The 22,189-nt window shown below is 71.7% G+C and carries 19 protein-coding genes; 9 read left to right on the forward strand and 10 right to left on the reverse strand.

Features of this window, described 5'->3' with window-relative positions; translation table 11 throughout:
- Positions 1–419: 419 nt before the first annotated feature.
- The 5 genes from rlmH to AC32QD_RS12320 form a co-directional block, all read right to left on the reverse strand.
- Entirely contained in the window at positions 420–893 is a 474-nt protein-coding gene (gene rlmH, locus AC32QD_RS12300) for a 23S rRNA (pseudouridine(1915)-N(3))-methyltransferase RlmH (protein WP_492010797.1), read from the reverse strand.
- A gap of 10 nt (positions 894–903) precedes the next feature.
- The gene (gene rsfS, locus AC32QD_RS12305) at positions 904–1,287 is read right to left on the reverse strand and encodes a ribosome silencing factor (RefSeq protein WP_492010798.1); all 384 of its coding nucleotides are present in this window, start codon (positions 1,285–1,287) and stop codon (positions 904–906) included.
- A 164-nt stretch (positions 1,288–1,451) separates the two neighbouring features.
- Positions 1,452–2,570, reverse strand: coding sequence for a tricarballylate utilization 4Fe-4S protein TcuB (gene tcuB / locus AC32QD_RS12310; protein WP_492010799.1), 1,119 nt, complete (start codon positions 2,568–2,570; stop codon positions 1,452–1,454).
- Between the two features lies 1 nt (position 2,571).
- Entirely contained in the window at positions 2,572–3,969 is a 1,398-nt protein-coding gene (tcuA, locus tag AC32QD_RS12315) for an FAD-dependent tricarballylate dehydrogenase TcuA (RefSeq protein WP_492010800.1), read from the reverse strand.
- 356 nt (positions 3,970–4,325) lie between these two features.
- Positions 4,326–5,207 (reverse strand): branched-chain amino acid aminotransferase, encoded by an 882-nt coding sequence (locus tag AC32QD_RS12320; protein WP_492010801.1) that lies wholly within the window; start codon positions 5,205–5,207, stop codon positions 4,326–4,328.
- Positions 5,208–5,426: 219 nt separating this feature from the next.
- On the opposite strand from AC32QD_RS12320, the gene AC32QD_RS12325 reads away from it, so the two are divergent.
- The 8 genes from AC32QD_RS12325 to AC32QD_RS12360 all read left to right on the forward strand — a co-directional run bounded on the left by AC32QD_RS12325 (position 5,427) and on the right by AC32QD_RS12360 (position 12,511).
- Positions 5,427–5,963, forward strand: coding sequence for a MarR family winged helix-turn-helix transcriptional regulator (locus AC32QD_RS12325; RefSeq protein WP_492010802.1), 537 nt, complete (start codon positions 5,427–5,429; stop codon positions 5,961–5,963).
- Positions 5,960–6,667, forward strand: a complete 708-nt coding sequence (locus AC32QD_RS12330) for a response regulator (RefSeq protein WP_492010803.1) — start codon at positions 5,960–5,962, stop codon at positions 6,665–6,667. The genes AC32QD_RS12325 and AC32QD_RS12330 overlap by 4 nt, the downstream gene beginning before the upstream one ends.
- Before the next feature lie 72 nt (positions 6,668–6,739).
- A complete protein-coding gene (locus tag AC32QD_RS12335) occupies positions 6,740–7,681 on the forward strand; it encodes a histone deacetylase family protein (protein ID WP_492010804.1) in 942 nt (313 codons plus the stop codon).
- A complete protein-coding gene (locus AC32QD_RS12340; RefSeq protein WP_492010805.1) occupies positions 7,678–7,920 on the forward strand; it encodes an exodeoxyribonuclease VII small subunit in 243 nt (80 codons plus the stop codon). Before AC32QD_RS12335 ends, AC32QD_RS12340 begins: the two co-directional genes overlap by 4 nt.
- A 74-nt stretch (positions 7,921–7,994) precedes the next feature.
- A complete protein-coding gene (gene dxs / locus AC32QD_RS12345) occupies positions 7,995–9,911 on the forward strand; it encodes a 1-deoxy-D-xylulose-5-phosphate synthase (RefSeq protein ID WP_492010806.1) in 1,917 nt (638 codons plus the stop codon).
- 11 nt (positions 9,912–9,922) lie between these two features.
- The gene (locus tag AC32QD_RS12350; RefSeq protein ID WP_492010807.1) at positions 9,923–10,648 is read left to right on the forward strand and encodes a TlyA family RNA methyltransferase; all 726 of its coding nucleotides are present in this window, start codon (positions 9,923–9,925) and stop codon (positions 10,646–10,648) included.
- Between the two features lie 13 nt (positions 10,649–10,661).
- A complete protein-coding gene (locus AC32QD_RS12355; protein WP_492010808.1) occupies positions 10,662–11,885 on the forward strand; it encodes a class I SAM-dependent RNA methyltransferase in 1,224 nt (407 codons plus the stop codon).
- Between the two features lie 17 nt (positions 11,886–11,902).
- Positions 11,903–12,511 (forward strand): class I SAM-dependent methyltransferase, encoded by a 609-nt coding sequence (locus AC32QD_RS12360; protein WP_492010809.1) that lies wholly within the window; start codon positions 11,903–11,905, stop codon positions 12,509–12,511.
- A gap of 42 nt (positions 12,512–12,553) precedes the next feature.
- Here AC32QD_RS12360 and AC32QD_RS12365 read toward each other — a convergent pair whose 3' ends face one another.
- Complete coding sequence (locus tag AC32QD_RS12365) at positions 12,554–12,835, reverse strand: hypothetical protein (protein ID WP_492010810.1); 282 nt, start codon at positions 12,833–12,835, stop codon at positions 12,554–12,556.
- 1,210 nt (positions 12,836–14,045) lie between these two features.
- Here AC32QD_RS12365 and AC32QD_RS12370 point away from each other — a divergent pair.
- Positions 14,046–15,359: a glycoside hydrolase family 15 protein gene (locus tag AC32QD_RS12370; protein WP_492010811.1), complete on the forward strand. Its 1,314-nt coding sequence runs from the start codon at positions 14,046–14,048 to the stop codon at positions 15,357–15,359.
- On the opposite strand, the gene AC32QD_RS12375 is transcribed toward AC32QD_RS12370, so the two are convergent.
- From AC32QD_RS12375 to AC32QD_RS12390, 4 genes are all read right to left on the reverse strand, one after another.
- Entirely contained in the window at positions 15,344–16,594 is a 1,251-nt protein-coding gene (locus tag AC32QD_RS12375; RefSeq protein WP_492010812.1) for a glucoamylase family protein, read from the reverse strand. The two genes, AC32QD_RS12370 and AC32QD_RS12375, sit on opposite strands and share 16 nt — an antisense overlap.
- Positions 16,582–18,795, reverse strand: a complete 2,214-nt coding sequence (locus AC32QD_RS12380; protein WP_492010813.1) for a glycoside hydrolase family 3 N-terminal domain-containing protein — start codon at positions 18,793–18,795, stop codon at positions 16,582–16,584. Before AC32QD_RS12380 ends, AC32QD_RS12375 begins: the two co-directional genes overlap by 13 nt.
- Positions 18,796–18,849: 54 nt before the next feature.
- The gene (locus AC32QD_RS12385) at positions 18,850–20,778 is read right to left on the reverse strand and encodes an ATP-binding cassette domain-containing protein (RefSeq protein WP_492010814.1); all 1,929 of its coding nucleotides are present in this window, start codon (positions 20,776–20,778) and stop codon (positions 18,850–18,852) included.
- A 322-nt stretch (positions 20,779–21,100) separates the two neighbouring features.
- Positions 21,101–22,162 (reverse strand): hypothetical protein, encoded by a 1,062-nt coding sequence (locus AC32QD_RS12390; RefSeq protein ID WP_492010815.1) that lies wholly within the window; start codon positions 22,160–22,162, stop codon positions 21,101–21,103.
- Positions 22,163–22,189: the final 27 nt, after the last annotated feature.

Raw genomic sequence — 22,189 nt, forward strand, 5'->3', positions numbered from 1 at the left:
TTTTTCGTTGTCCGCGCCCTTTGGGCGCGCAACCATCCTGTTGCGCGGTGACAGATCCTCGGATCGGCCATCACGTTGACCCGGAAGCCTTCGGGCAGAACGGTCGGGGAGGCGTCAGGTGTGCCCGTCAGGGCACTTTGCGAAGACTCCGCGTCTGCGCACCTGATGCCTCCTTCCCGTTTTGGCACCCCGCATTCGACTCCGCCAGACGCATCTTGAGCGACCCCGAAAAGGAGAGGCCCGGCACCACCCCGTGCCGGGCCCCTTGGTAGGCGTCAGTCGATGCAGCTCCGCGTCTTTGCACCTGTACTTTCTAGGTAGCCCGCGGCTGGGCGCGTGTCAAACATTATTTTGTGGCGTCGCCGCCAATGCAGACGAAAAGTTGTGTCCACTCCCATCCCTTGTGGTGCTGCCGCGAGTCACCTGCCGCGATGGTACGGGCTGCCGGCGAGGATGGAGACGGCGCGGTAGAGCTGCTCGGCCAGCATGACCCGGGCCAGCATGTGCGGCCAGACCATCGGGCCAAGCGAGAGCAGCCGGTCGGCGCGGGCGCGCAGCGCCGGCGCGTGGCCGTCGGCGCCGCCGATCAGGAACGCGGCGACCGGGGTGCCGCCGTCGCGCAGGGCTGCGAGCACGGCGGCGAAATCGGTGCTGGACAGGGTCTCGCCGCGCTCATCCAGGGCGATGGCGTGGGCGCCCGCGGGGAGCGCCTCGATCAGCTGGGCCGACTGGGTCGCGGCGTCGCGCGCCTTGCGCTCGTCGACCTCGCTGACGGCGAAAGGGCCGAGCCCGAGCACGCGGCCGGCCTGCACGGCGCGGTCGAGATAGTCGTCGGCCAGCACCTTCTCGGGGCCGGGCTTCAACCGCCCGACCGCGGCGAGCAGGATCTTCACGGCCGCGCCCTCAGGCGGGGCGCCCCGTCCTGTCCGGCGTGGCGAGCCACATCTTCTCGAGCTGGTAGAACTCGCGCACCTCGGGCCGGAAAACGTGCACGATCACGTCGCCGGCGTCGATCAGCACCCAGTCGGCAGTGTCGCGGCCCTCGACCCGGGCGCGCGTGCCGGCCTCGTGCTTGAGCCGCTCGACCAGCTTCTCGGCCAGCGAGGCGACGTGGCGGGTCGACCGCCCCGACGCGATCACCATGTAGTCGGCCACGGTCGACTTGCCGGCGAGCGGGATCTCGACGAGATCCAGGGCGCCGTCCTGATCGAGCGATGTGGTGACGAGTTGAAGAAGCCGTTCAGGCGCGTTGTCCCCGTTGGCTTCGTCCTCCGGCACGGCCGTCACGGCCTCCGGAGCGTGAGTGCGCTGCGCACCCTCGGCGAGTTGTTGTGTCAGAACCCAACCTCCGTTTTTTGCTGGCGGTCCCCCGGCGGGCCCGCGGTTCCAGCTCTGTCCACATAGGTAATCTAGCAATGCGCCGGCGAGTTCTCAAGCGGCGCGTCGGGAAGTCATTGAAATGTCGCGCTTCCGCCACGCTCGGCATGATGGCGGGCAAGCGCGAGCAGGCGAAAGACGCCGTGCATCATCTTGCCGTAGGGCAGCGTGAGGAACAGCGCCAGCACGACGCCGAGATGGATGGCGAGCAGCCAGCCCATCGCCGATGTGTGCCGGAACGCGAGCAGCGGGAGGCCGCTGACCGCGGTCAGGTTCAGGAGCGCCAGCAGGCCGAGGTCCATGCCCCAGCGGCGGGTGGCCTCGGGCGCCCGGTCGGTCCAGAACTTGATCCACAGCAGGCCGCCCGTGCCTGCGGCCAGCCCGATGCCGCCGAGCGTGCCGAGCACGACGGGGGCCGAATACCAGGGATAGGGCGCCTGCCAGCCCGGGCCGTAATGCATGAGCGTGCCGGCGCAGGTGGCGGCGAAGCAGGCGAGAAAGCCCCACATGGTCGCCAGGTGCAGGTGGCGGCGCGCCTGGGCGAAGCGCTGGTCGAGGTCGTTGCAGCCGGCGCCGCCGCCGCCGAGATGGCGGGTGCGGGCGGCATCGGCCAGCGCCGCCTGCACGGCGTCCCAGCGCAGCCGCCCGCCGCCTGACTGGCGCCAAAACGACCGCCCGGCGAGCGCCATGGCCAGGAGCGCCCAGCCGAAGGTGAGCGTGCCGACGACGGCCATCACCGGGTGCGGGATCACCGCGTAGAAGGCCCCCGGCCCGCGGTGGGAGCCGAGGAGCGCGGAGGGCTCGATCAAGAGCGCGCTGAGGAGCAGGACGGCGCCGAGCGCCAGCGCGGTGGCGAGCGCGACGCACAGGCCGTTGCGCTCGAACAGGCGGCCCAGCGGGCGCGGCCAGGCATGGGTGGCGTAGGTCTCGGCGCGCAGCTCGGCGAAGGCGGCGGGCAGGTTCAGGCCCCACTCGTGCGGCGGCGCGTACTGGCAGGCGTAGTAGCAGCCGCGGCAGTGGTGGCACAGATTGGCGAGATAGCCCAGATCGGCGTCGGAGAAGGCGCGGCGCAGCTCCATGGCCGGAAACACCGGGCAGAAGCCCTCGCAATAGCGGCAGGCGTTGCAGATCTCCATGCTGCGCCGGGCTTCCGCATAGGCCGGATCGTGGCCGGGGGCGGGCAGGTGCTGCATCTCAGGGCTCCGCATGGCGGGCGGCCGAGCGGCCGGCGCGGCGGCCGAAGACGGTGCCGATGGTCATGCCGATGCCGGCGAGATAGCCGTGGCCCAGCACGTTTCCGGCCATGATCTCGCCGGCGGCGTAGATGTTGGCGAAGGCGCCCGTCTCGGTGTGCACCCGCGCCGCCTCGTCCACGGTGACGCCGAGATAGGTGAAGGTGATGCCGGGCCTGAGCGGGTAGCCCAGATAGGGCGGCGTGTCGATCGGGCGGGCCCAGTTGGTCTTGTCGGGCGCGAGCCCGCGGGTGCGCCGGCCGTCCAGCACGGTGGGGTCGAACGGCCCGTTCGCGGTGCAGGCGGCGTTGTAGGCATCGACCGTGGCAACGAGCGCGGCGGGCGGGAGGCCGAGAGAGGCGGCCAGCGCCTCGATCGTGTCGGCCCGGTGGGCCGGGTAGATCGAGGGCAGGAACAGCGGCTCGGCCTTGGCGTCGAGGATCGAGAAGGCGAGCTGGTCGGGCTGGCGCGCGATCAGCCGGCCCCAGATGGCGTAGCGCTTGGGCCAGAAGTCCTCGCCCTCGTCGTAGAAGCGCTGGGCGTCCTTGTTCACCACGATGGAGAACGGCACCGAGTCGAGCCGGGTGGCGATGCCGCCGTCGAAGCGGGGCGCGCGGGCGTCGAGCGCGATGGCGTGGCACTCGTCGACCTCGGCCACGGGGCGGGCGCCGGCGTCGAGCAGGAGGCGCAGCACGCCGCCCCGGGCAAAGGGCGTGCCGCGCACGATGAAGTTGCGCGCGGCGGGGCCCCAGCCCTCGGCGAGCCAGTCGAGATTGGCCTGGAAGCCGCCGGCCGCGGCGACGAAGGCGCGCGCGGGGATGCGCGCCTCGAAGCCGCGGTGGCGCAGGCGGGCGGCGGCGAAGGCGCCCTGGTCGATCTCGAGCCCGGTGACCTCGGCCTCGTAGAGAACCTCGACGCCGAGGCGCTCGGCGGTCAGGTAGTAGGCGTTCATCAGCGCCTTGCCGCCGCCGAGGAAGAACGGGTTGGTGCGGTTGAGCGACAGCGTGCCGCCGAGCGCGGGCTGAAAGTGGGCGCCATGCGCCGCCATCCAGGGCAGGAGCGCGGCCGAGTCCTCGACGGTGAGGCGGGCAAGCGCCGGGTCGGTGCGCCCGGCGGTCACGGTCATCAGGTCGTCGAGGAACTCCTCGACCGGGTAGCTGTCGGTCAGCACGCCCTCGGGGGCTGCGTGGGCCACGCGCAGGTTGCGGGTGTGGCGCGAGTTGCCGCCGCGCATGGCGCGCGGTGCGGCCTCGGCGATGGCGACGCGCGCGCCGGCCTCGGCGGCGGTCATGGCCGCGCAAAGGGCGGCGTTGCCGCCGCCCGCGATCAGCACGTCGTATCCTGCGCGCTCGTCCGCCACCGGTGATGCTGTCCCTCCGCGCCGACAGGTATACGGTGCGCGTGCAGCGCGTCAAAAGCCTTCTTCCCCAGGGCGCGGGCGGGCCTTGACGTGGGTCGCGCGTGTCCACGCGTGGACAACACGTCAAGTCATTGTTTTTAATATGTTTTCAGATTGAAGCCTTGCAGCGGGGGAGATGCCCGCGCGCGTTCCGGCGGCCGTGCCGGCCAAGTGGCTGCGCGTGGACGAGGCCCCGGATCGGGTCCGGGGCCTGTTGCGAGGCAGAAAACATACCTGGCCGGCCACAGCGCGTGGCGGGTCAAAGCCCACCCTATGGGGCGGTACGATGCAGGGCGGGATCCACCCCCGCCCGGCGCTCAATGGTTGCCGCGCACCAGCTGCTCGTAGCTGGTGGCCACGTCGCGGGTGAGCGCGCCCACCTCGAAGCCCCAGGGGCCGATCTGGCCCACGGGGGTGACCTCGGCCGCGGTGCCGGTGAGGAAGCACTGCTCGAAGCCCTCGAGCTCGTCGGGCATAATGTGGCGCTCGACCACCTCGACGCCCTTGTCGCGCAGGATCCCGATCACCGTCTGGCGCGTGATGCCGTTGAGGAAGCAGTCGGGCGTCGGCGTCACCGCCGCGCCGTTCTGGACGAAGAACAGGTTGGCGCCGGTCGCCTCGGCAACGTAGCCGCGGTAGTCCATCATCAGCGCGTCCGAGCAGCCCTTGGCCTCGGCGGCGTGCTTGGACATGGTGCAGATCATGTATAGCCCGCTGGCCTTGGCGTGGCAGGGGATGGTCTCGGGGCTGGGCCGCTTCCACTTGGAGACGTCGAGCTTGGCGCCCTTGGTCTTGGCGTCGCCGTAATAGGCGCCCCACTCCCAGGTGGCGACCGCCATGTGGATGGGGTTGCGCGCCGAGGCGACGCCCATGTCGAGCCCGGCGCCGCGCCAGCACACGGCGCGGACATAGGCGTCCTTGAGCCCGTTGGCGCGCATGGTGTCGGCCTTGGCCTTCTCGATCTCCTCGACCGTCCAGGGGATCGGCATGTCCACCGCCATGCCCGAGGCGAGCAGGCGGCGCGCGTGCTCCTCGGACTTGAAGATGCGCCCGCCATAGGCGCGCTCGCCCTCGAACACCGAGCTGGCATAGTGCAGCGCGTGGGTCAGGACATGTACCTGGGCGGCGCGCCACTCCACCAGGTTGCCGTCGAACCAGATGAAGCCGTCGCGATCGTCATAGGCGCTTGCGGCCGACATGCCCTCACTCCTTCACCGAAACGGCCCCGCCGCGCGGCGCGGGGGGCGGCGCGGGGACCGTATGTTGCGTTTGCCGGGAGCCCCTGGACAGAATCTGCGCGGAGCCGGCCGCGAACCGGTAACATCGGGCTTTCAATCAGTCAATAAGACTGACATAACTATTTCACCGCTGACGGGTGGTGAATCGGCGCAGGCGATTCGGAGCGCGAGGATGGCGCAATGCGGCTATCGACCGACCATGGGCAGAGCTCGGGAGCGGCCATGCTGAACCGCTCGGACCAGCTCCTGTTCCTGACCGACGAGCAGCTCAGGCAGGGGATCGAGCTGCTGTTCTTCGCCTATCGCGATTTCACGGCCGACCCGGACGCCGTGCTCGCCGAGCTCGGCTACGGGCGGGCGCATCACCGCGCGATCCACTTCATCAAGCGCCGGCCCGGGATCACCATCGCCGGGCTGCTGGAGATCCTGGGCGTGACCAAGCAGTCGCTCAACCGGGTGCTCAGGCAGCTGATCGCCGACGGGCTGGTGGCCAGCACGACCGGGACGGCGGACCGGCGGCAGCGGCACCTGAAGCTGACCGCGACCGGCGACGAGCTGGAGCGCCGGCTTTCGGCGCCGCAGCGGGCGCGGCTGCGCCGGGCCTATTCCGAGGCCGGGCCCGAGGCGGTGGCCGGGTTTCGCGCCGTGCTCGAGCGCATGCTCAACGAGGCCGGGCGCGATCCTGTCCTGGCCCTGATCCGGCAGGAGGCGCCGTGACCGAGCCCGACGCCCCGGCACATGTCCTGGTCGTGGATGACGACGTGCGCATCCGCGACCTGCTCAAGCGCTTCCTGGCGCGCAGCGGCTATCTCGTGACGGCGGCCCGCGACGCGGCGCATGCCTCGCGGCTGCTGGAGAGCCTGAGCTTCGATCTGCTCGTGGTCGACGTGATGATGCCGGGCGAGGACGGCTTCTCGCTGACGCGACGGCTGCGCAGCCAGATCGAGGCGCCGATCCTGCTGCTCACCGCGCGCGGCGGCACCGGCGACCGGATCGAGGGGCTGGAAGCCGGCGCCGACGACTACCTGGCCAAGCCCTTCGAGCCGCGTGAGCTTCTGCTGCGCATCGCCGCCATCCTGCGCCGTGCCGCGCCGGCGCCCCGGGCGGAGTCGGCGCCCAGGACACTGGTGCTGGGCGAGGCGCGCTTCGACATCCTGCGCGGCGAGCTGAGGCGCGGCGAGGAGGTGATCCGGCTGACCACCACGGAGCAGGCGCTGATGCGTGTGTTCTCGCGCCAACCGAACCAGGCGGTCAGCCGCTCGCGGCTGGCGGCGGAGCTGGGCGGCACCGGCGGGGACGTGCAGGAGCGCGCGGTGGACGTGCAGATCACCCGGCTGAGGCGCAAGATCGAGCGCGATCCCAAGGCGCCGCGCTATTTGCAGACGGTGCGCGGCTCGGGCTACATGCTGACGCCGGACTGACAGGGGGGTCACGGCGCTTGCCCGCGGCCGACCCCGTTTACCTGCATCGTGCATCCGTCTAAGGTCGCCCCCATGTCCGTCCTGATCCTCAGCCATCCCTCGAGCCATGCCCATGTCACGCCGCCCGGCCACCCCGAGCGGGTGGCGCGCATCGAGACCGTGGATCGGGTCCTGGCCGCCGCGCCCTATGCCGATCTGCCGCGCCGGGAGGCCCCCGCCGCCACGGACGAGCAGATCCGGCGCGCCCACGACGCGGACTATGTCGAGATGATCGTGTTGCGCGCCCCGCGCGAGGGATGGGTCAGCCTCGACCCCGACACCTACATGTGCCCCGACAGCCTGGAGGCCGCGCGCCACGCCGCAGGCGCCTGCGTCGCTGCGGTCGAGGCGGTGGCCAGCGGCGAGCACAAGGCGGCGTTCTGCGCCGTGCGCCCCTGCGGGCACCACGCCGAGCGCGACCGCGCGATGGGCTTTTGCCTGTTCAACAACGTGGCCATCGGCGCGCGTCATGCGCTGGAGGCGCTGGGGCTGGAGAAGGTCGCGGTCGTCGACTTCGACGTGCATCACGGCAACGGCACGCAGGACATCTTCTGGTCCGAGCCGCGGGTGCTGTTCGCCTCGACCCACCAGATGCCGCTGTTCCCCGGCACCGGGGCGGCGCACGAGACCGGGGTGGGCAACGTCCACAACGTGCCGCTGGCCCCCATGAGCGGTGGCCACCAGATGCGTGCAGCTTACGAAAAGGTAATTTTTCCGGCCTTGCGCGACTTCGGGCCCGAGCTAATGCTTATCTCGGCCGGCTTCGACGCGCATCGCGACGATCCGCTGGCCAATCTGAGCTGGACGGCGGAGGATTTCGGCTGGCTGTCCAAGGAGATCTGTCGCATGGCGGAGCAGTGCTGCGAGGGGCGCGTGGTCTCGACGCTGGAAGGGGGCTACGACCTGGACGGGCTGGCGGAGTCGGTGCGCGCGCATCTCGACGCGCTGATCGCCCATGCGGGGGCTGCGTCATGACCGGGGAGGCGATCAAGGGGCTGAGCTTCGAGGACGCGCTCAAGGAGCTCGAGGGCATCGTGCGCCAGCTCGAGCAGGCAGAGGTGCCGCTGGAGCAGTCCATCGCGCTTTACGAGCGCGGCGACGCGCTGCGCAAGCACTGCGAGACCAAGCTGCGCGAGGCCGAGCTCAAGGTCGAGAAGATCGTCGCCGACGCCGAGAGCAAGGCCGTCGCCACCGAGCCGATGGACGGCGGATGAGGTCCCGCGTGTGACATTGCCAACGCGCGGATTATTTGCCAATTACCACACAACGACGGCTTTGAGAGGGCTCCGTGAGCGAACGTCCCCAAACACCGCTGCTTGACCGGGTCAAGACACCCGCCGACCTGCGCCAGATGTCCGACGCCGAGCTGGCGCGGCTGGCTGGAGAGTTGCGTGCCGAGACGATCTCGGCGGTCTCGGTCACCGGCGGCCATCTCGGCGCCGGGCTCGGCGTGGTCGAGATCACCCTGGCGATCCACGCCGTGTTCGACACGCCGACCGACCGGCTGCTGTGGGATGTCGGGCACCAGTGCTACCCGCACAAGATCCTGACCGGCCGGCGCGACCGCATCCGCACGCTGCGCCAGGGCGGCGGGCTGTCGGGCTTCACCAAGCGGGCCGAGAGCGAGTACGACCCGTTCGGCGCGGCACATTCCTCCACCGCCATGTCGGCGGGGCTGGGCTTTGCCACGGCGCGCGACCTCGGCGCCAAGGACGTGGGCGACGTCATCTGCGTCGTGGGCGACGGCGCGATGTCGGCGGGCATGGCCTATGAGGCGATGAACAACATCGGCGCGCTGAAGAAGCGGCTGATCGTGATCCTGAACGACAACGAGATGTCGATTGCGCCGCCGGTCGGCGCCATGTCGGCCTATCTCTCGAGCATCTATGCGCAGTCCTCGTTCCAGGACCTGAAGGCCGCGGCCGAGGCGGCCATGAGCTGGCTGCCCGAGCCGTTCCGCGAGAGCGCGCGCCGGGCGCGCGAGCTGGTCAAGGGCATGACGGTCGGCGGCACGCTGTTCGAGGAGCTGGGCTTCGACTATATCGGCCCGATCGACGGGCACGACATGGACCAGCTTTTGCCGGTGCTGCGTACCGTGCGCGAGCGCGCCCGCGGCCCGGTGCTGGTGCATTGCCTGACCAAGAAGGGCAAGGGCTATGCGCCGGCCGAGAACTCGGCCGACAAGTATCATGGCGTGGCCAAGTTCGACGTGGTCACCGGCAAGCAGGCGAAACCGGCGCCGAACGCGCCGTCCTACACCAAGGTGTTCGCCAACGCGCTGATCAGCGAGGCCGAGAAGGACAGCCACGTCGTCGCCATCACCGCGGCGATGCCGAGCGGCACCGGGCTCGACCTGTTCGGCAAGCGCTTTCCCGACCGCTGCTTCGATGTCGGCATCGCCGAGCAGCATGGCGTGACCTTCGCCGCCGGCCTGGCGGCCGCGGGCATGAAGCCCTTCGCGGCGATCTACTCGACGTTCCTGCAGCGCGGCTACGACCAGGTGGTGCACGACGTGGCGATCCAGCGCCTGCCCGTGCGCTTCGCCATGGACCGCGCCGGGCTGGTCGGCGCCGACGGCCCGACCCATGCGGGGGCGTTCGACGTCGCCTATCTGGGCTGTCTGCCCGGCTTCGTGCTGATGGCAGCGAGCGATGAGGCCGAGCTGGTGCACATGGTGGCGACGGCGGCGCAGATCGACGACGGGCCGTCGGCCGTGCGCTATCCGCGCGGCGAGGGGGTGGGCGTCGAGATGCCGGCCGAGGGCGTACCGCTCGAGATCGGCAAGGGACGGGTGGTGCGCGAGGGCACGAAGATCGCGCTTTTGAGCTACGGCGCGCGACTGGCCGAGTGCCTGAGGGCCGCCGAGGAGCTCGAGGCGCGCGGCCTGTCCACCACGGTGGCCGACGCCCGCTTCGCCAAGCCGCTGGATCGCGATCTGGTCCTGAGGCTGGCGCGCGAGCACCAGGCGCTGGTGACCATCGAGGAAGGCGCGGTCGGCGGCTTCGGAAGCCACGTGCTGCAACTCCTGGCGCATGAGGGCGCGCTCGATCACGGGCTGAAGATACGCCCGATGGTGCTGCCCGACATCTTCATCGACCAGGACAAGCCTGAGAAGATGTACGACGTCGCCGGGCTGAACGCGCCCCACATCGTCGAGACGGCGCTGAGGGCGCTGGGCGAGGCCGAGACGGCGGCCAGGGCCTGAGCCCGGGTTCGGTGCGCCTCGACCAGCGTCTGGTCGCGCTCGGGCTCGCCGAGAGCCGGGCGCGGGCGCGGGCGCTGATCGCGGCGGGCGCCGTCACGGTGGACGGCGCCATCGCCGCCAAGCCGGCGCAGGCGGTGGGCGCCTCAGCGCGCATCGAGGTTTCCGGCGATCCCCTGCCCTGGGTCGGCCGCGGGGCCCTGAAGCTGCTGCACGCGCTCGACGCCTTCGCCCTCGCCCCGCGCGGGCTGGCGCTGGACCTGGGCGCCTCCACCGGCGGCTTCACCGAGGTCCTTTTGGCGCGCGGGGCCGAGCGGGTCTATGCGCTCGATGTCGGGCACGGGCAGATGCACCCGAGGCTGGCCGGCGACCCCCGCGTGGTGAACCTCGAGGGGGTGAACGCCCGGGCGATCCCGCCCGGGCTGGTACCGCCGGTGGACTGGATCACGGCGGACCTCGCCTTCATCTCGCTCGAGAAGGCGCTGCCCGGCGCGCTGGCGCTGGCGCGGCCCGGCGCCGTGCTGGTGGCGCTGATCAAGCCGCAGTTCGAGGCCGGCCGCGCACATGTGGGCCGGGGCGGGATCGTGCGCGACGCGGCCGTGCACGAGGCCGTCTGCGCAGATATCCGCGCCTGGCTCGGCGGGCTCGGCTGGCAGGTGACGGGGACCGTCCCCAGCCCTATAGAGGGGTGCGACGGCAACCGGGAGTTCCTGGTCGCCGCACGGAAGCCCGAGCGGTGAGCGGCAAGCAGACGTGCCGGACGAGGTGGAGATCGAGCGCCTGGGCGCCCAGGGCGACGGCGTGGCCGAGGGGGGCGCGCTGTTCGTCCCCTTCAGCCTGCCCGGCGAGCGCCTGCGCATCGTGCGCCACGGCGTGCGCGCCCAGGTGCAGGAGGTGCTGGCCCGCTCGCCCGACCGGGTGAGGCCGCCGTGCGAGCATTTCGGCAGCTGCGGCGGCTGCGCGCTGCAGCACGCCTCGGATCCCTTCCTCGCCATCTGGAAGCGCGACATGGTGGCCGCCGCGCTGAGGAGCCGCGCCATCGAGGCGCCCGAGATCCGCCAGACCGTGACCTCGCCGCCGATGAGTCGGCGGCGCATCACTGTGGCCGCGCGGCGCACGCGCAAGGGCGCGCTGATCGGCTTCCACGCCATGGGCTCGGCCGAGATCGTGCCGATCCGGACCTGCCATGTGGCCGAGCCGGCGCTGGTCGAGGCGCTGGGGCGGCTCGACGAGGTCATCGGGCTCGCCGCCAGCCGCAGCGGCGAGGTGCGCCTCACGCTCACGCTCACCGAGGGCGGCGTCGATGTGGCGGTGGATCAGGCCAAGCCGATCACCGGGCCGGCGCAGGCGCTGCTCGCGGGCGTCGCGGCGCGGGCCGGGCTGGCGCGGCTGGCCTGGAACGGCGAGGAGGTGGCGGTGATGCGCGCGCCCGAGCTGCCGATGGGCCGGGCCCGCGTGGTGCCGCCGCCGGGCGGCTTCCTGCAGCCGACACCCGCGGGCGAGGCGGCGCTGGTTGCGGCGGTGCGCGAGGCGGTGGGCGGGTCGGCCCGGGTGCTCGACCTTTATGCCGGCTCGGGCACCTTCGCCCTGCCGCTGGCCGAGCAGGCCGAGGTGCACGCGGTGGAGGGCGACGCCCGCGCGCTGGCGGCGCTGGACGCCGCCTGGCGCGCGGCGCCGGGGCTGAAGCGGGTGACCACCGAGCGCCGCGACCTGGCGCGGCGGGTGCTGCTGGCGCATGAGCTCAACGGGTTCGAGGCGGTCGTCATCGACCCGCCGCGCGCCGGTGCGCGGCTGCAGGCCGAGCAGCTCGCGCATGCGGAGCCGGCGCGCCTGGCCGCGGTGAGCTGCAACCCCGCCACCTTCGCCCGCGACGCGCGCGCGCTAATCGACGGCGGCTGGCGGCTCGGCTGGGTGCAGCCGGTCGACCAGTTCCGCTGGTCGCCGCATGTGGAGCTGGTCGCCGCGTTCAGGCGCTGAGGCGGGAGGGGAGGGCCATGGCCGGAGACCTGCGCTATGGGCGTATCGCCGATTTCTATGACCTGCTGGACCTGCCCTTCGAGTATCTGCGCTACCGTCCTCTGCGACGCCGCCTGTTCGACGGAGTGCATGGCGCCGTGCTCGACGCCGGCTGCGGCACCGGGCGCAACATTCCGTTCTACCCGGCCGGCGCCGAGGTCGTGGGGATCGACCTGAGCCCGCGCATGCTGGCCCGGGCGCGCCGCCGTGCCAGCCGGCTGGGCGCGCGGGTCGAGCTGCGCGAGGCGGACGCCCACGACACCGGCCTTGCGGAGGCCCGCTTCGACGTCGTCATCGCCAGCTTCCTGTTCTGCGTGCTGCGCGAGCAGGATCAGCTGCCCGCGCTGACCGAGCTGCGCCGCGTCACGAAGCCCACCGGCGAGATCAGGCTTATCGACTACACCTGGTCGCAACAGCCGCTGCGCCGCTTCGTCATGCGGCTCTGGGCGCCGTGGGTGCGGCGCCTCTATGGCGCCTCGTTCGGGCGCGATCCGTTGCGGCACGCTGCGGCGGCGGGGCTGAGGCTGGCGGGGGACCGCTATCTCTACAGCGACATGATCCGCATGCTGGTGCTGCGCCCCGCATGAGGCGCGGCTGGGGCCGGTGGAGCCGGACGGAGCGATGCGCGCTCAGTCGATCCAGTGCACGTCCCTTTGCCGGAAGCGGATCGAATCTCCGGCCGCCAGGCCGTCGTGGCGCGCCTCATGCGGGGCGAACCCCAGCACGCGGCCGACGAAAGCGGTGCCCAGACGCTCGATCGCCGTGACCTGGGCGGAGAGGCGCTTGCCGTGATAGACGAGGACGACGCGTGTACCCTTCGAGATCGGCAGGCTCGCGGCGTCCGTTCCGTCGGGTTTGTCGAAGTCGGGCGCGTGGACCTGCGCCGCATCGACCTCAGTCAGCACATTCATGTCCCACTCCGGGGTAGCGGTCCCCTCGCTCCCGGAGCCCGGCGATCATAGCGCAGATTTCCGGTCGCACCTAGGCCCTTGTTTGACCGGGCCCTTGTTTGACCGGTCCCTTGTTTGACCGGTTCCGGCGCGCTGTGGCGGAGAACGCTCCCGAGCAAAGACGTGGCCCGGCCCCCCGCGAAGGAGGCCGGGCCGTGCGGCCGCTTCGGACAGCCATGGCTTGTGCGCGCTGGCGGGATGCACGGGGTCGCGCCCGGAGCTGCGCGGTGTTCACCATCTTGTTTTCGCGACCGGGGATCCGGCCGCTTGCGGTCAGGGTCAGACGCGCCGCCGGCAAGCACAGGCCGCCCGAGCCACCGGTTGGTCGGGGGCGGGCCCGGCCACCGGAGGCGACGGTCAGTCTGTGGGGTGTGGTCCGTTGAGCGGATGCTCGGGGTCGAGACTCTTCGGCTCCGGGTTGCCCCGCCTGCTCGGTCTCGTCGGGCGCCTGCGCGGGGGGGTGGCTGTCTGCCTTGGGGCCGTGCGCGCCCCTGACGAGGCTCCCTGCGCGGGGGCCGGACGTGATGGCGCCCTGCCGGTGGCATCCTTGCGCATGGAATCCCGTCCGGCGGTCGGATACGAAGGCGTGGGCTTGGTGCGGCGTCTGGTCATTGCGGCCGTTCCTCTTCGACATGTGGCGGGAGCCCGGTGCCTGCGTGCATCTGCACTCGCGCCGCCTCTCGATGCCCGCGCGGGACATTCGCCAGGCGCCTCACTCGAAAGATGGCCGACCCAGTGCTGCAGGCGGATTGGCGGGTTCCCGATCTCCTTGATCCTGAAGACCGCGGAACGACCGGATGTGTTCCCGGCCCCGGCCCGTAATTCGACGTGACATGCGGCAATCGGACCGTCAGAGGCTCTGTCCGCGGGAAAGCTGCGCCAGGCACCCGGAAATGCTAGAAAGCATGCCCCGCGCCGCTTGGCGCCGGGCCCCGACCGTGAAGCTGACACGTCACCCAGGAGATGCCGGGACCGGGAGGAAAAATGCGAGGCCGCGTGCGCATGATGCGCGTCCGCCTGTCTTGGTGCCGGCGGTGGCGACGGGCGCCCGCGCGGGCCGCTTCGGTTCGGTGCTGCCCGGGCTGCAGCATTGCCCGGAGGGGCCGGCCTCTATGCGCGAACCCGCCGTCGCGTTCGACGCGCTGGTTGCCCGAGGCGGCGGGGGCCTGACGTGGCCGGGGACGATCTGGGCGCCTGGATCGAGGCACGGGCATCGGGCGCCCTGCGGTCGCTGCGCCGCGCCGTCTCGGCAACTGGCCTGGTGCACCGCCGCGAGGCGTTCGGCGTGGAGGTCCGGCCGGTGCCGGGCTCGGTGCTTGCCTCGCCGCGCGGGGCCGCCTGGGACCCGGAGCCGGACTATTTTTATCACTGGCTCCGCGATGCCGCCGTGGTCATGCGCGTCCTGCCCGCGGTGCTGCGCCGCGCCGATGCCGACGGGGCGCGATGGTGGCGGCGGGCCTTCGCCGACCATGTGCGGTTCAGCCTGGAAATCTCGGACCCGGATGCGCAGCCGCTCGCCCAGAATCCGTGGCGGGCGACGACACGGCCCGAGGCACGGCGCTTTCTGCGGCCGGACGACGAGTTGCGCGCCCTGACCGGCGAGGCGCGGCTGGCCGAGCCGCGCGTCGGCGCGGACGGGCGGCCGGACTTAGAGCGCTGGGGGCGCCCGCAGCATGACGGACCGGCGTTGCGTGCCGTCACCTGTCTTGATGTGACGGCGAGAGTACCCGACCTCGGCGGCCCCGCGGTCGATTCGCTCGTTGCCCGGGATCTGGGGTTTTGCGCGCGGGTCGTGGGCGCGCCCGCGATCGGCCCGTGGGAGGAGGCGCCGCCGCGCCGCCACGGCTTCACCCTGATCGCGCAGTGGGACGCGCTGGAGCGGGGCGCGCGCTGGCGCGCGTCGCGCGGCGAGGGGCGCGAGGCCGTGCAGCTGGCGGCGGGAGCGCAGCGGGCGGCGGCGGCGCTCGAGCGGGCCTCCGACGGGGCTGAGGGGGGATGGCGCGACAGCGTCGAGGCGGGGCCCGGGGAATACGATTCCTCGGTCGTGCTGGCGATCCTGCACGCCGGGCGGCGCACCGGTCCGTTCGCGCCCGACGCGCCACGCACGCTGGCGACGGTGGCTGCGCTCGAGCGGCGCTTCGCCGATCTCTACCCCATCAACCGCGGCCGTCCTGTGCCGGCCATCGGCCGCTGGGCGGGGGATGTCTATTTCGGGGGCAATCCCTGGTATCCGGTCACGCTGGGATTCGCGGAGCTGCATTACGCGATCGCGGCCGCGGGCGGGTCCGGCGCAAGGGACGCCTTCGCCAAGGCCGAGGCCTGGATGGCGCTGATCCGCGAGGTGGCGCCGGCGGGCGACGCGCTGCCCGAGCAGTTCAACCGGACGAGCGGCGCGCCGGTCTCGTGCCTCGCGCTGAGCTGGAGCGCGGTGGCCTTCCTCGGCGCGGCGGAGGCGCGCCTGGCCGCGCTTCAGGCCGCCAGATAGGGGCTGGTGAATCCCAGCGCCCGCAGGCCCGCCTGCACCTGTGGCCGCGCCATGAAGCGGCGCCACAGAAGGCCGGAGCGGTGGTTCTCGAGCGCGATCACGATCGGCGCCTGGTCGATCGCGAGGCGGCTTTCGGCGGTCCAGTCGTGGTGCAGGCTGAAGGCATCGACGAAGCCGGCCTCGCCCCAGATCCGTGCGCCCAGCCGGTCGTGGAAGTGGCGCAGCGCGCGCATAGATTCGGCCGGCACGAAGGGCATGGAGGCCAAGGCGGCGCTGGGCGTGATGACCCCCGTGTCGCAGGTCGGCGAGTGGGCGACGTAGCCTGCGGGATCGTCGCTCGCCGTAAGGCCCCAGCAGTGCGCGCCATAGCCGCGCCAGCCATGCGGATTGGCGATGCAATGGGCGCGGTTGACCAGCGCATGGGCGCGCGCCTGCACGCCATAGTCGGCATAGGCATCGTTCAGGCCGTTCGGGTCGAGGCCGAGGAAGGGGTACTGCGACAGGAAGAGCGGCCCGCCCCGGTCCGGGCCCAGCGGCAGCGTGATGCCGCCATAGGTCCGCCCGTTGATAAAGGTCGGCGCCGTGGCCCAGCTCGCGTGATAGACCGCGGGCGGGATCGGGTGCGTGGGCGAGCCGGCGGCCAGCACGAAGACGGTCAGCGCCTCGTTCCAGCCGCGGATCGTCAGGGCGTCCGCGCTCCAGGGGCGGTCGGGGTGGCGGTGCCACATCAGGGCGCCGTCCTCGGGCCTGAGATGGGCCGCCCAGTTCACGGCGCGATAGAGTGCCTCGATGCGGGCGCTTAGATCGGTCGCCCTGGGAAAATGCGCGGCGGCTGCGAGAAGCCCCATCATCAGGAAGGCGGTCTCGACCAGGTCGCCGCCGTCGTCGCCCGGGCCGAAGGCGATCGTCCTGCCGGTCGCACCGCTGAGGAAATGCGCAAACGCGCCGTCGAAGCGCTCGGCGGTCTCGAGAAAGGTCACGACGCGCCGGACCCGGTCCTCGATCTCGCGCGCGGGGCGCCAGCCGCGCTCGGCGGCGACCAGCTGCGCCATGATGCCGAAGCCGGTGCCGCCGGTCGTCACCGTGTCCTCGAGGTCGTAGCCGAAGGCGCCGGCGCTGCGCTCGCGCGCCATGCCGCTGGCGGGGTGGCTCCACTCGGTGAAGTAGAGAAGCGTCGCCTGCGCGACCCGGTCGCGCAGTGCCTCGTCCGAGAGGCCGGTGGTCAGGGGCGCCACAGCACCTCCACTTCCTGCGTGTCCCGGCTGTTCGGCCCGACGTGGAAGACGAAACGGCCCGGGTCCCAGACCTGTTCGACCGCCTCGAGCGAGGGTGCCAGGGGATAGCGCAGCATGTCGAGGGTCACGGTGAAGGTCGCCGTGCGCGTCTCGCCTGCGGCCAGCGGCACCCGCCGGTATGCCTTCAGCAGCCGCGCCGGGCGGGTAATCCGGGCGACCGGGTCGCTGAGATAGAGTTGCACGGTTTCCACGGTGGCGCGACGACCGGCATTGGTGACCTCGATGCGAATCTCGATGCGGTCATCCGGCCCGGTGGCCTCGGCGCGGTCGGCCGCGGGCACGCCGTAGCGGACCGGCGCGTAGCCGAGCCCGAAGCCGAAGGGATAGGCGGGCGCGTCGTCGGGCAGGTCAAGCCAGCCGGTGCGGAACTTCTCGAACCGTCCCCGGAAGGGCCGGCCGGTCGGCTCGGTCGCATGGTGCACCGGCGCCTCGGCCGCATGGCTGGGCAGCGTGGCGGCGAGCCGGCCCGCAGGTTCCGCGTCGCCAAACAGGAGGTCGGCCACGCCGCGCGGCCCCTCGATGCCGCCGTGCCAGGCCAGGAGCAGCGCGTCGGCCGCCTGGGCAACCTCGCCCAGCGCGAGCGGGCGGCCGGCGAACACGACGACGACCAGCGGTACGCCGGCTGCTTTCAGCGCCTCTATGAGCCGGCGCTGCGGGGCGGGCAGGTCGGTTGTGAGGCGCGACGAGGACTCGCCGGCGTGCTCCTTCGCCTCCCCAAGTGCGACCACGGCGAGATCGGCCGCACGGGCGCATGCCACGGCCTCGGCGATCATCTCCGCCTCCCCCCGCGGGTCGATCTCGACCGTGACGCCATGCACGTTCAGCCGGTCGACCAGCCAGGGCTCGTCGACGATGTTGCAGCCGCGCGCAACGCCGAGCAACGCGCCCGCGTGCGCCTCGAGCGCGGCGCGCAGCGAGATAACGTCCTCGGCCCGGCCGTTGACGGACCAGGTGCCGAGCACGTTGGCCCGATCCTCGGCGAAAGGGCCGATCAGGACGACCTTCCGCGCATCAGCGAGCGGCAGGACACCATCGTTCTTCAAAAGAACGGCGCTGGCCGCGGCGGCGCGCCGGGCGAGCGCGCGGCCTGCGGGCGAGGGCCGCGGCGGCAGCTGGTTGCTGTCCTCCAAGCCCCGCCAGGGGTTGTCGATGAGTCCCAGCCGCGCCTTGAACAGCAGCACGCGCCGGCAGGCGCGGTCGATCAGCGCGCGGATCTGGGCGGCTGTGAGCCGGGTGCCACTGTCGGCATCGTCGATCCCGGTCTGCGCCAGTTCCGGCAGCTGGGCGAGATAATCCTCGCCCACCATGTCCATGTCGACGCCGGCCTTCAGCGCCCGCGCCACCACCGTGGCCGGGCCGCCGAGCCCGTGGGCCGCGAGCTCCCTGATGCCCGTGTAGTCCGACACGACCAGCCCGTTAAAGCCCATGCGGCCGCGCAGCCAGCCCTCGATCAGCGCCTCGTGGGCATGCATCGGCAGCTTGTTCACGGCATTGAAGGCGACCATGACGCTGGCCGCTCCGGCCCGGACACCGGCCTCGAAGGGCGGCAGGTAGACGCCGAACAGGTCCTCCCAGGCGAGGCTGGCGTTGTCGTAGTCGCGGCCGCTGGTGGGGGCGCCGTAGGCGACGTAGTGCTTGAGGCAGGCGGCGACGCGGCCCGGCGCGGCCGGATCGGGCCCCTGAAGGCCGCGGGTCATCGCCGCGGCGTAGTGCGCGGCCAGCGTGGGGTCCTCGCCGGGGCTCTCGGCCACGCGGCCCCAGCGCGGGTCGCGCGCGACGTCGATCATCGGGGCGTAGACCTGGTGGAGCCCGTCGGACGCGGCCTCGGCGGCAGCGAAGGCGGCGGTGCGCTCGACCAGCTCCATGTCCCACGAGCAGGCAAGTGCCAGCGGCAGGGGAAACACGGTGCGGTGGCCGTGGATCACGTCCTCGGCGAAGAACAGCGGGATGGCGAGCCGCGAGCCGGCGAGCGCGCGGTCCTGCATGGCGCGGGCCGAGGCGCGCGACTTCGTGCCGAAGACCGCGCCGACCTCGCCCGCCTCCAGTCGCTCGGTCAGCCGGCTGCCGCCCCCGGCGCCCGTGACCAGCCCCTCGCCCGCCGGCAGCAGGTTCAGCTGGCCGACCTTCTCGGCAAGGGTCATCTCCGCCAGCAGGCGGTCGGCGGCGTCTTCGGGCGAGATGGTCCGGCTCCTGCTCTACTCCGCCGCGATGGCGGCAAGGCCCGCATCCTCCACCGACCTGAGCTGGGCGACGCCGTCCTGGACCTCGAGCACGGCGCCGTAGAACGGAACGCCGTCGGGATCGGTCGGCGCGCATTTTCCGTGCAGCACGGCCAGGACCACGGCCCGGGGGAGTCTTTCGCGCAGGGCCATGTGGAAATCCACCGCCGCGTCCGTGTCAAGGGCCGACGTTGCCTCGTCGAGCAGCAGCACGTCGGGCTTGTGCAGCAGGATCCGCGCCAGCACGAGGCGCTGCTTCTGGCCCCCCGACAGCACGTTGCGCCAGTTCTGGCCCTGGTGCAGCTCGTCGGGCAGGGCGCAGATGAACTCGCCGAGCCCGACGCGGGACAGGGCGTAGGCCGCGGCGATGTCGTCGAAGGACTCCTCGAGCGCGGGATAGGTGACGAGCGCCTTGAGGCTGAGCCGGTCCGGCAGGTCCGGCTCCTGCCCGGCGAAGAACAGGCGCGCGCCCTGTCCGAAGGCAATCTCACCCTCGCCATAGGGCCACAGCCCGGCCACCGCCTTCAAAAGCGAGCTCTTGCCGCAGCCGTTGCGCCCGCGGATGAAGGCCCAGTCGCCGCGGCCGAGCCAAAGCCCCGGCACGCGCAGGAACGGCTCGGCGCCATGGCCGCGGTGGCAAAGCGCAATGCGCGAGAGGCGCAGGCCGGCAAACGCGTCCCGACGCTGCCGCGAGAAGCGGCTGAGGCCGGTCTCGGCGTAGAATGCGTCGCGCGCGCGCACGCGCTCGATCGCCGCGGCGAGGTCGGTCAGCCGCACGGCATTGGCGCGCAGCGTGGCAATGGCCGGCATGACCTCGATGAACCAGGAGACGTCGGTGATCAACTCGGCGGTCAGCTCGGAATTCGAGGCGAAGGTGCGGAAGCTGAGCGTGCCGGCGGTGAAGGAGGGCAGCGCCGGAAGATAGGCAAGCAGGCGGCGGGACAGGAAGGTGTAGACCTCCTTGAACATCATCATGGCCGCCGTCCAGGTGTTCTGGCGGCCCCAGGCGCGGTCGACACCCTCGTAGAGCCGCGCGTTCACCCGGCGCTGGGCCCGCTCGCCGCGCGAGGTGGCGAGTTTCGAGACCCGTGTCAGCATGCCCGCCAGCTCGCCGCGCCAGGCGCCGTCGCACCTCTGCCGCTCCAGCGTGATGCGCTCGAGGATGCGCCCGATCAGCCAGGCGACGAAGGTGATCAGCGGCACGAAGACGAGGACGAGCAGGCCGGCCAGGACGGCCGAGCCGTACTGGCCCGGCGCGAAATTGCACCAGGCGGCGGCCGCGGGCCCGAAGGCGTGACCCACGGCGGCGGAAAGCTCGCCCGCCCAGCGATCGAGCGCGGGCACCGGCGCGCTGCGGGCGATGAGCGCGGCGGAGACGAACCAGATCGAGGTGATGGCGCCCCACAGCCCCATGGCGAGGCCGATGAGGCCGCCATAGAGCCCCGTGGAGCATTCGTCGATGCGCTGGTCGATGGCGTCGGGCAGCCGCGGCTTGCGTCCCGTCGCGGCCGGGTCGGCCCGGTCGCTCATCAGGTCGAGGGCGATGCGCTCGTCCGCGAGAATCGCCGCGTCGAACCGTGCGGTGAGCCAGGCCCGGGCGCGCCTGTGAAGCGTGGTGGAGACCAGATGGCGCGCCGCCGTTCCCCCGGCGCGGGCAAGATGGATGGCGAAGAAGGCCAGGGCGCTGGTCAGCAGGACCTGCGCCGGATCGGCGACACCCTTGGCCCGGTGATAGTTGGCCAAGGAGGCCAGGAAGTCCCCGCTGGCCGTCGCTGCCCAGACGCTGGACTTGCTGAGCACCGTGGTCACCGCGAAGACGACGACGGTGAGGGCCCACGCCTCCTTCCATCGCTCAGACAACCAGTACGCTGACACCAGCCCCCAAAAGCCACGCATCCTTCCCATCCGCGGCCCTCCACGCCGACAGATGCGTCCACCCTGCCCGCCGCGCTCAGCGCACGGAGCTCCCCCGGCACGGGCCGGTCGCAAAGATGTTCGTTGGCACTGCTCTTTCTGCCTAGCACCTGCCGCGTCTTTGCGCGGCTTGGATCGCCAACAATGATTTCAGCAAACCGGGTGCCTGAGTCCAATCTATTCCTGCGATGCGCCGAAATTCGACGAAACGAAATGCAGCCGTGGCATTTTCGCCACGGCCGGGCGTTCCCGCCGGGTTCGATCGCTTCGGACGATCGGCTGGCGTGGCCTCCGGTGCGGCCGTGCGCTGTGCTCAGGCCATGACGCGCAGGCGCGCAACGGCGGGGGCGGGCTGCGCAGCACTTGAGAGCCTGCCGCCCAGGAGGCCGAGCAGTTCGGCCGAGGAAAGCATTGCGATGGTCTCGTCGCGGTTCATCCAGCGAATCGCCTGGAGCGCGTCCGTCGCCGCTTCGATCTTCGCTCGCGCCGTGATCGCGGCGAGGCGCTTGTCCTCATCGCAAGGCTCGGGCTCGCGCGCGGGCAGCGTCGCCGCATGGGCGGCGCAGCGTGCCGGATCCCGGGCCAGGTCGAGCACGCTGGTGTCCGAAACCTCCTCCAGCTTCCGCCGCACCGCGGCCGCCCGGACCGCAACCTCCGGCGCGGCGCGGTCCTCGGGGATCGCGAGCAGCCAGGCCGCCCGTCCGATGCGGGGATCGCCGCTTATGCGCGACAGGACCGGGGCAGCGATCCATCCGGCGAGGACGGGCGCGACCCAGATCGACATGCCGGGCGCCAGCTCGAAAAGGGCGATGGCCGGAACGAGCCCGAGGACGACATGCCACTTGTGGCACGCGATCGCCTCGGCCCAGGACAGGACTTTTCCGTCGCGGCACTGCGCCGACCATCCGCCGTCGACGCCTGCCACGATCCCCCAGAGCTGGCGAACCTGCATCAGCATCAGGACCGGCGCGAACAGCGCCGAGAGCACGATCTCAAGCAGGGCCCCGCCCACGATGTTGAGCGGGCCGCCCAGGCGCCGGCGCAGCTGCGGCACAAGGATGGCCCGCACGGCGCCAAGGATCTTTGGCAGGAGAAGGAGCCCCATCGACAGCGCGAACAGCCAGATCATCCGATGGGCGTCGAAGATGGGCCAGTCGGGAAAGAGCTGAAGCCGGTTGGAGAAATACTCGCGCTGATAGATCAGGCTCTGCCCGGTCAGCAGCGCGCCGGTGACCAGCATCGCCAGCCAGATTGGCGACAACAGATAGGAGCCGATGCCGATCGCGAAGTGCAGCCGGTTGGACAGGGTGAGGCCGCGCGCGCCGATGACCTTGGAGTGCTGCAGATTGCCCTGCGCCCAGCGCCGGTCGCGCACGGCGAAGTCGATCAGCGAGGGCGGCGC

The organism is Thermohalobaculum sp., assembly GCF_058622915.1.

What these genes read in the sequence shown, in the direction of transcription:
- tcuB (WP_492010799.1), bottom strand. Translation starts at nt 2,570, where the DNA reads ATGCAGCACCTGCCCGCCCCCGGCCACGATCCGGCCTATGCGGAAGCC.
- AC32QD_RS12320 (WP_492010801.1), bottom strand. Translation starts at nt 5,207, where the DNA reads ATGTCGGCCGCAAGCGCCTATGACGATCGCGACGGCTTCATCTGGTTC.
- AC32QD_RS12325 (WP_492010802.1), top strand. Translation starts at nt 5,427, where the DNA reads ATGCGGCTATCGACCGACCATGGGCAGAGCTCGGGAGCGGCCATGCTG.
- AC32QD_RS12335 (WP_492010804.1), top strand. Translation starts at nt 6,740, where the DNA reads ATGTCCGTCCTGATCCTCAGCCATCCCTCGAGCCATGCCCATGTCACG.
- AC32QD_RS12340 (WP_492010805.1), top strand. Translation starts at nt 7,678, where the DNA reads ATGACCGGGGAGGCGATCAAGGGGCTGAGCTTCGAGGACGCGCTCAAG.
- AC32QD_RS12360 (WP_492010809.1), top strand. Translation starts at nt 11,903, where the DNA reads ATGGCCGGAGACCTGCGCTATGGGCGTATCGCCGATTTCTATGACCTG.
- AC32QD_RS12365 (WP_492010810.1), bottom strand. Translation starts at nt 12,835, where the DNA reads ATGAATGTGCTGACTGAGGTCGATGCGGCGCAGGTCCACGCGCCCGAC.
- AC32QD_RS12380 (WP_492010813.1), bottom strand. Translation starts at nt 18,795, where the DNA reads ATGACCCTTGCCGAGAAGGTCGGCCAGCTGAACCTGCTGCCGGCGGGC.
- AC32QD_RS12385 (WP_492010814.1), bottom strand. Translation starts at nt 20,778, where the DNA reads ATGGGAAGGATGCGTGGCTTTTGGGGGCTGGTGTCAGCGTACTGGTTG.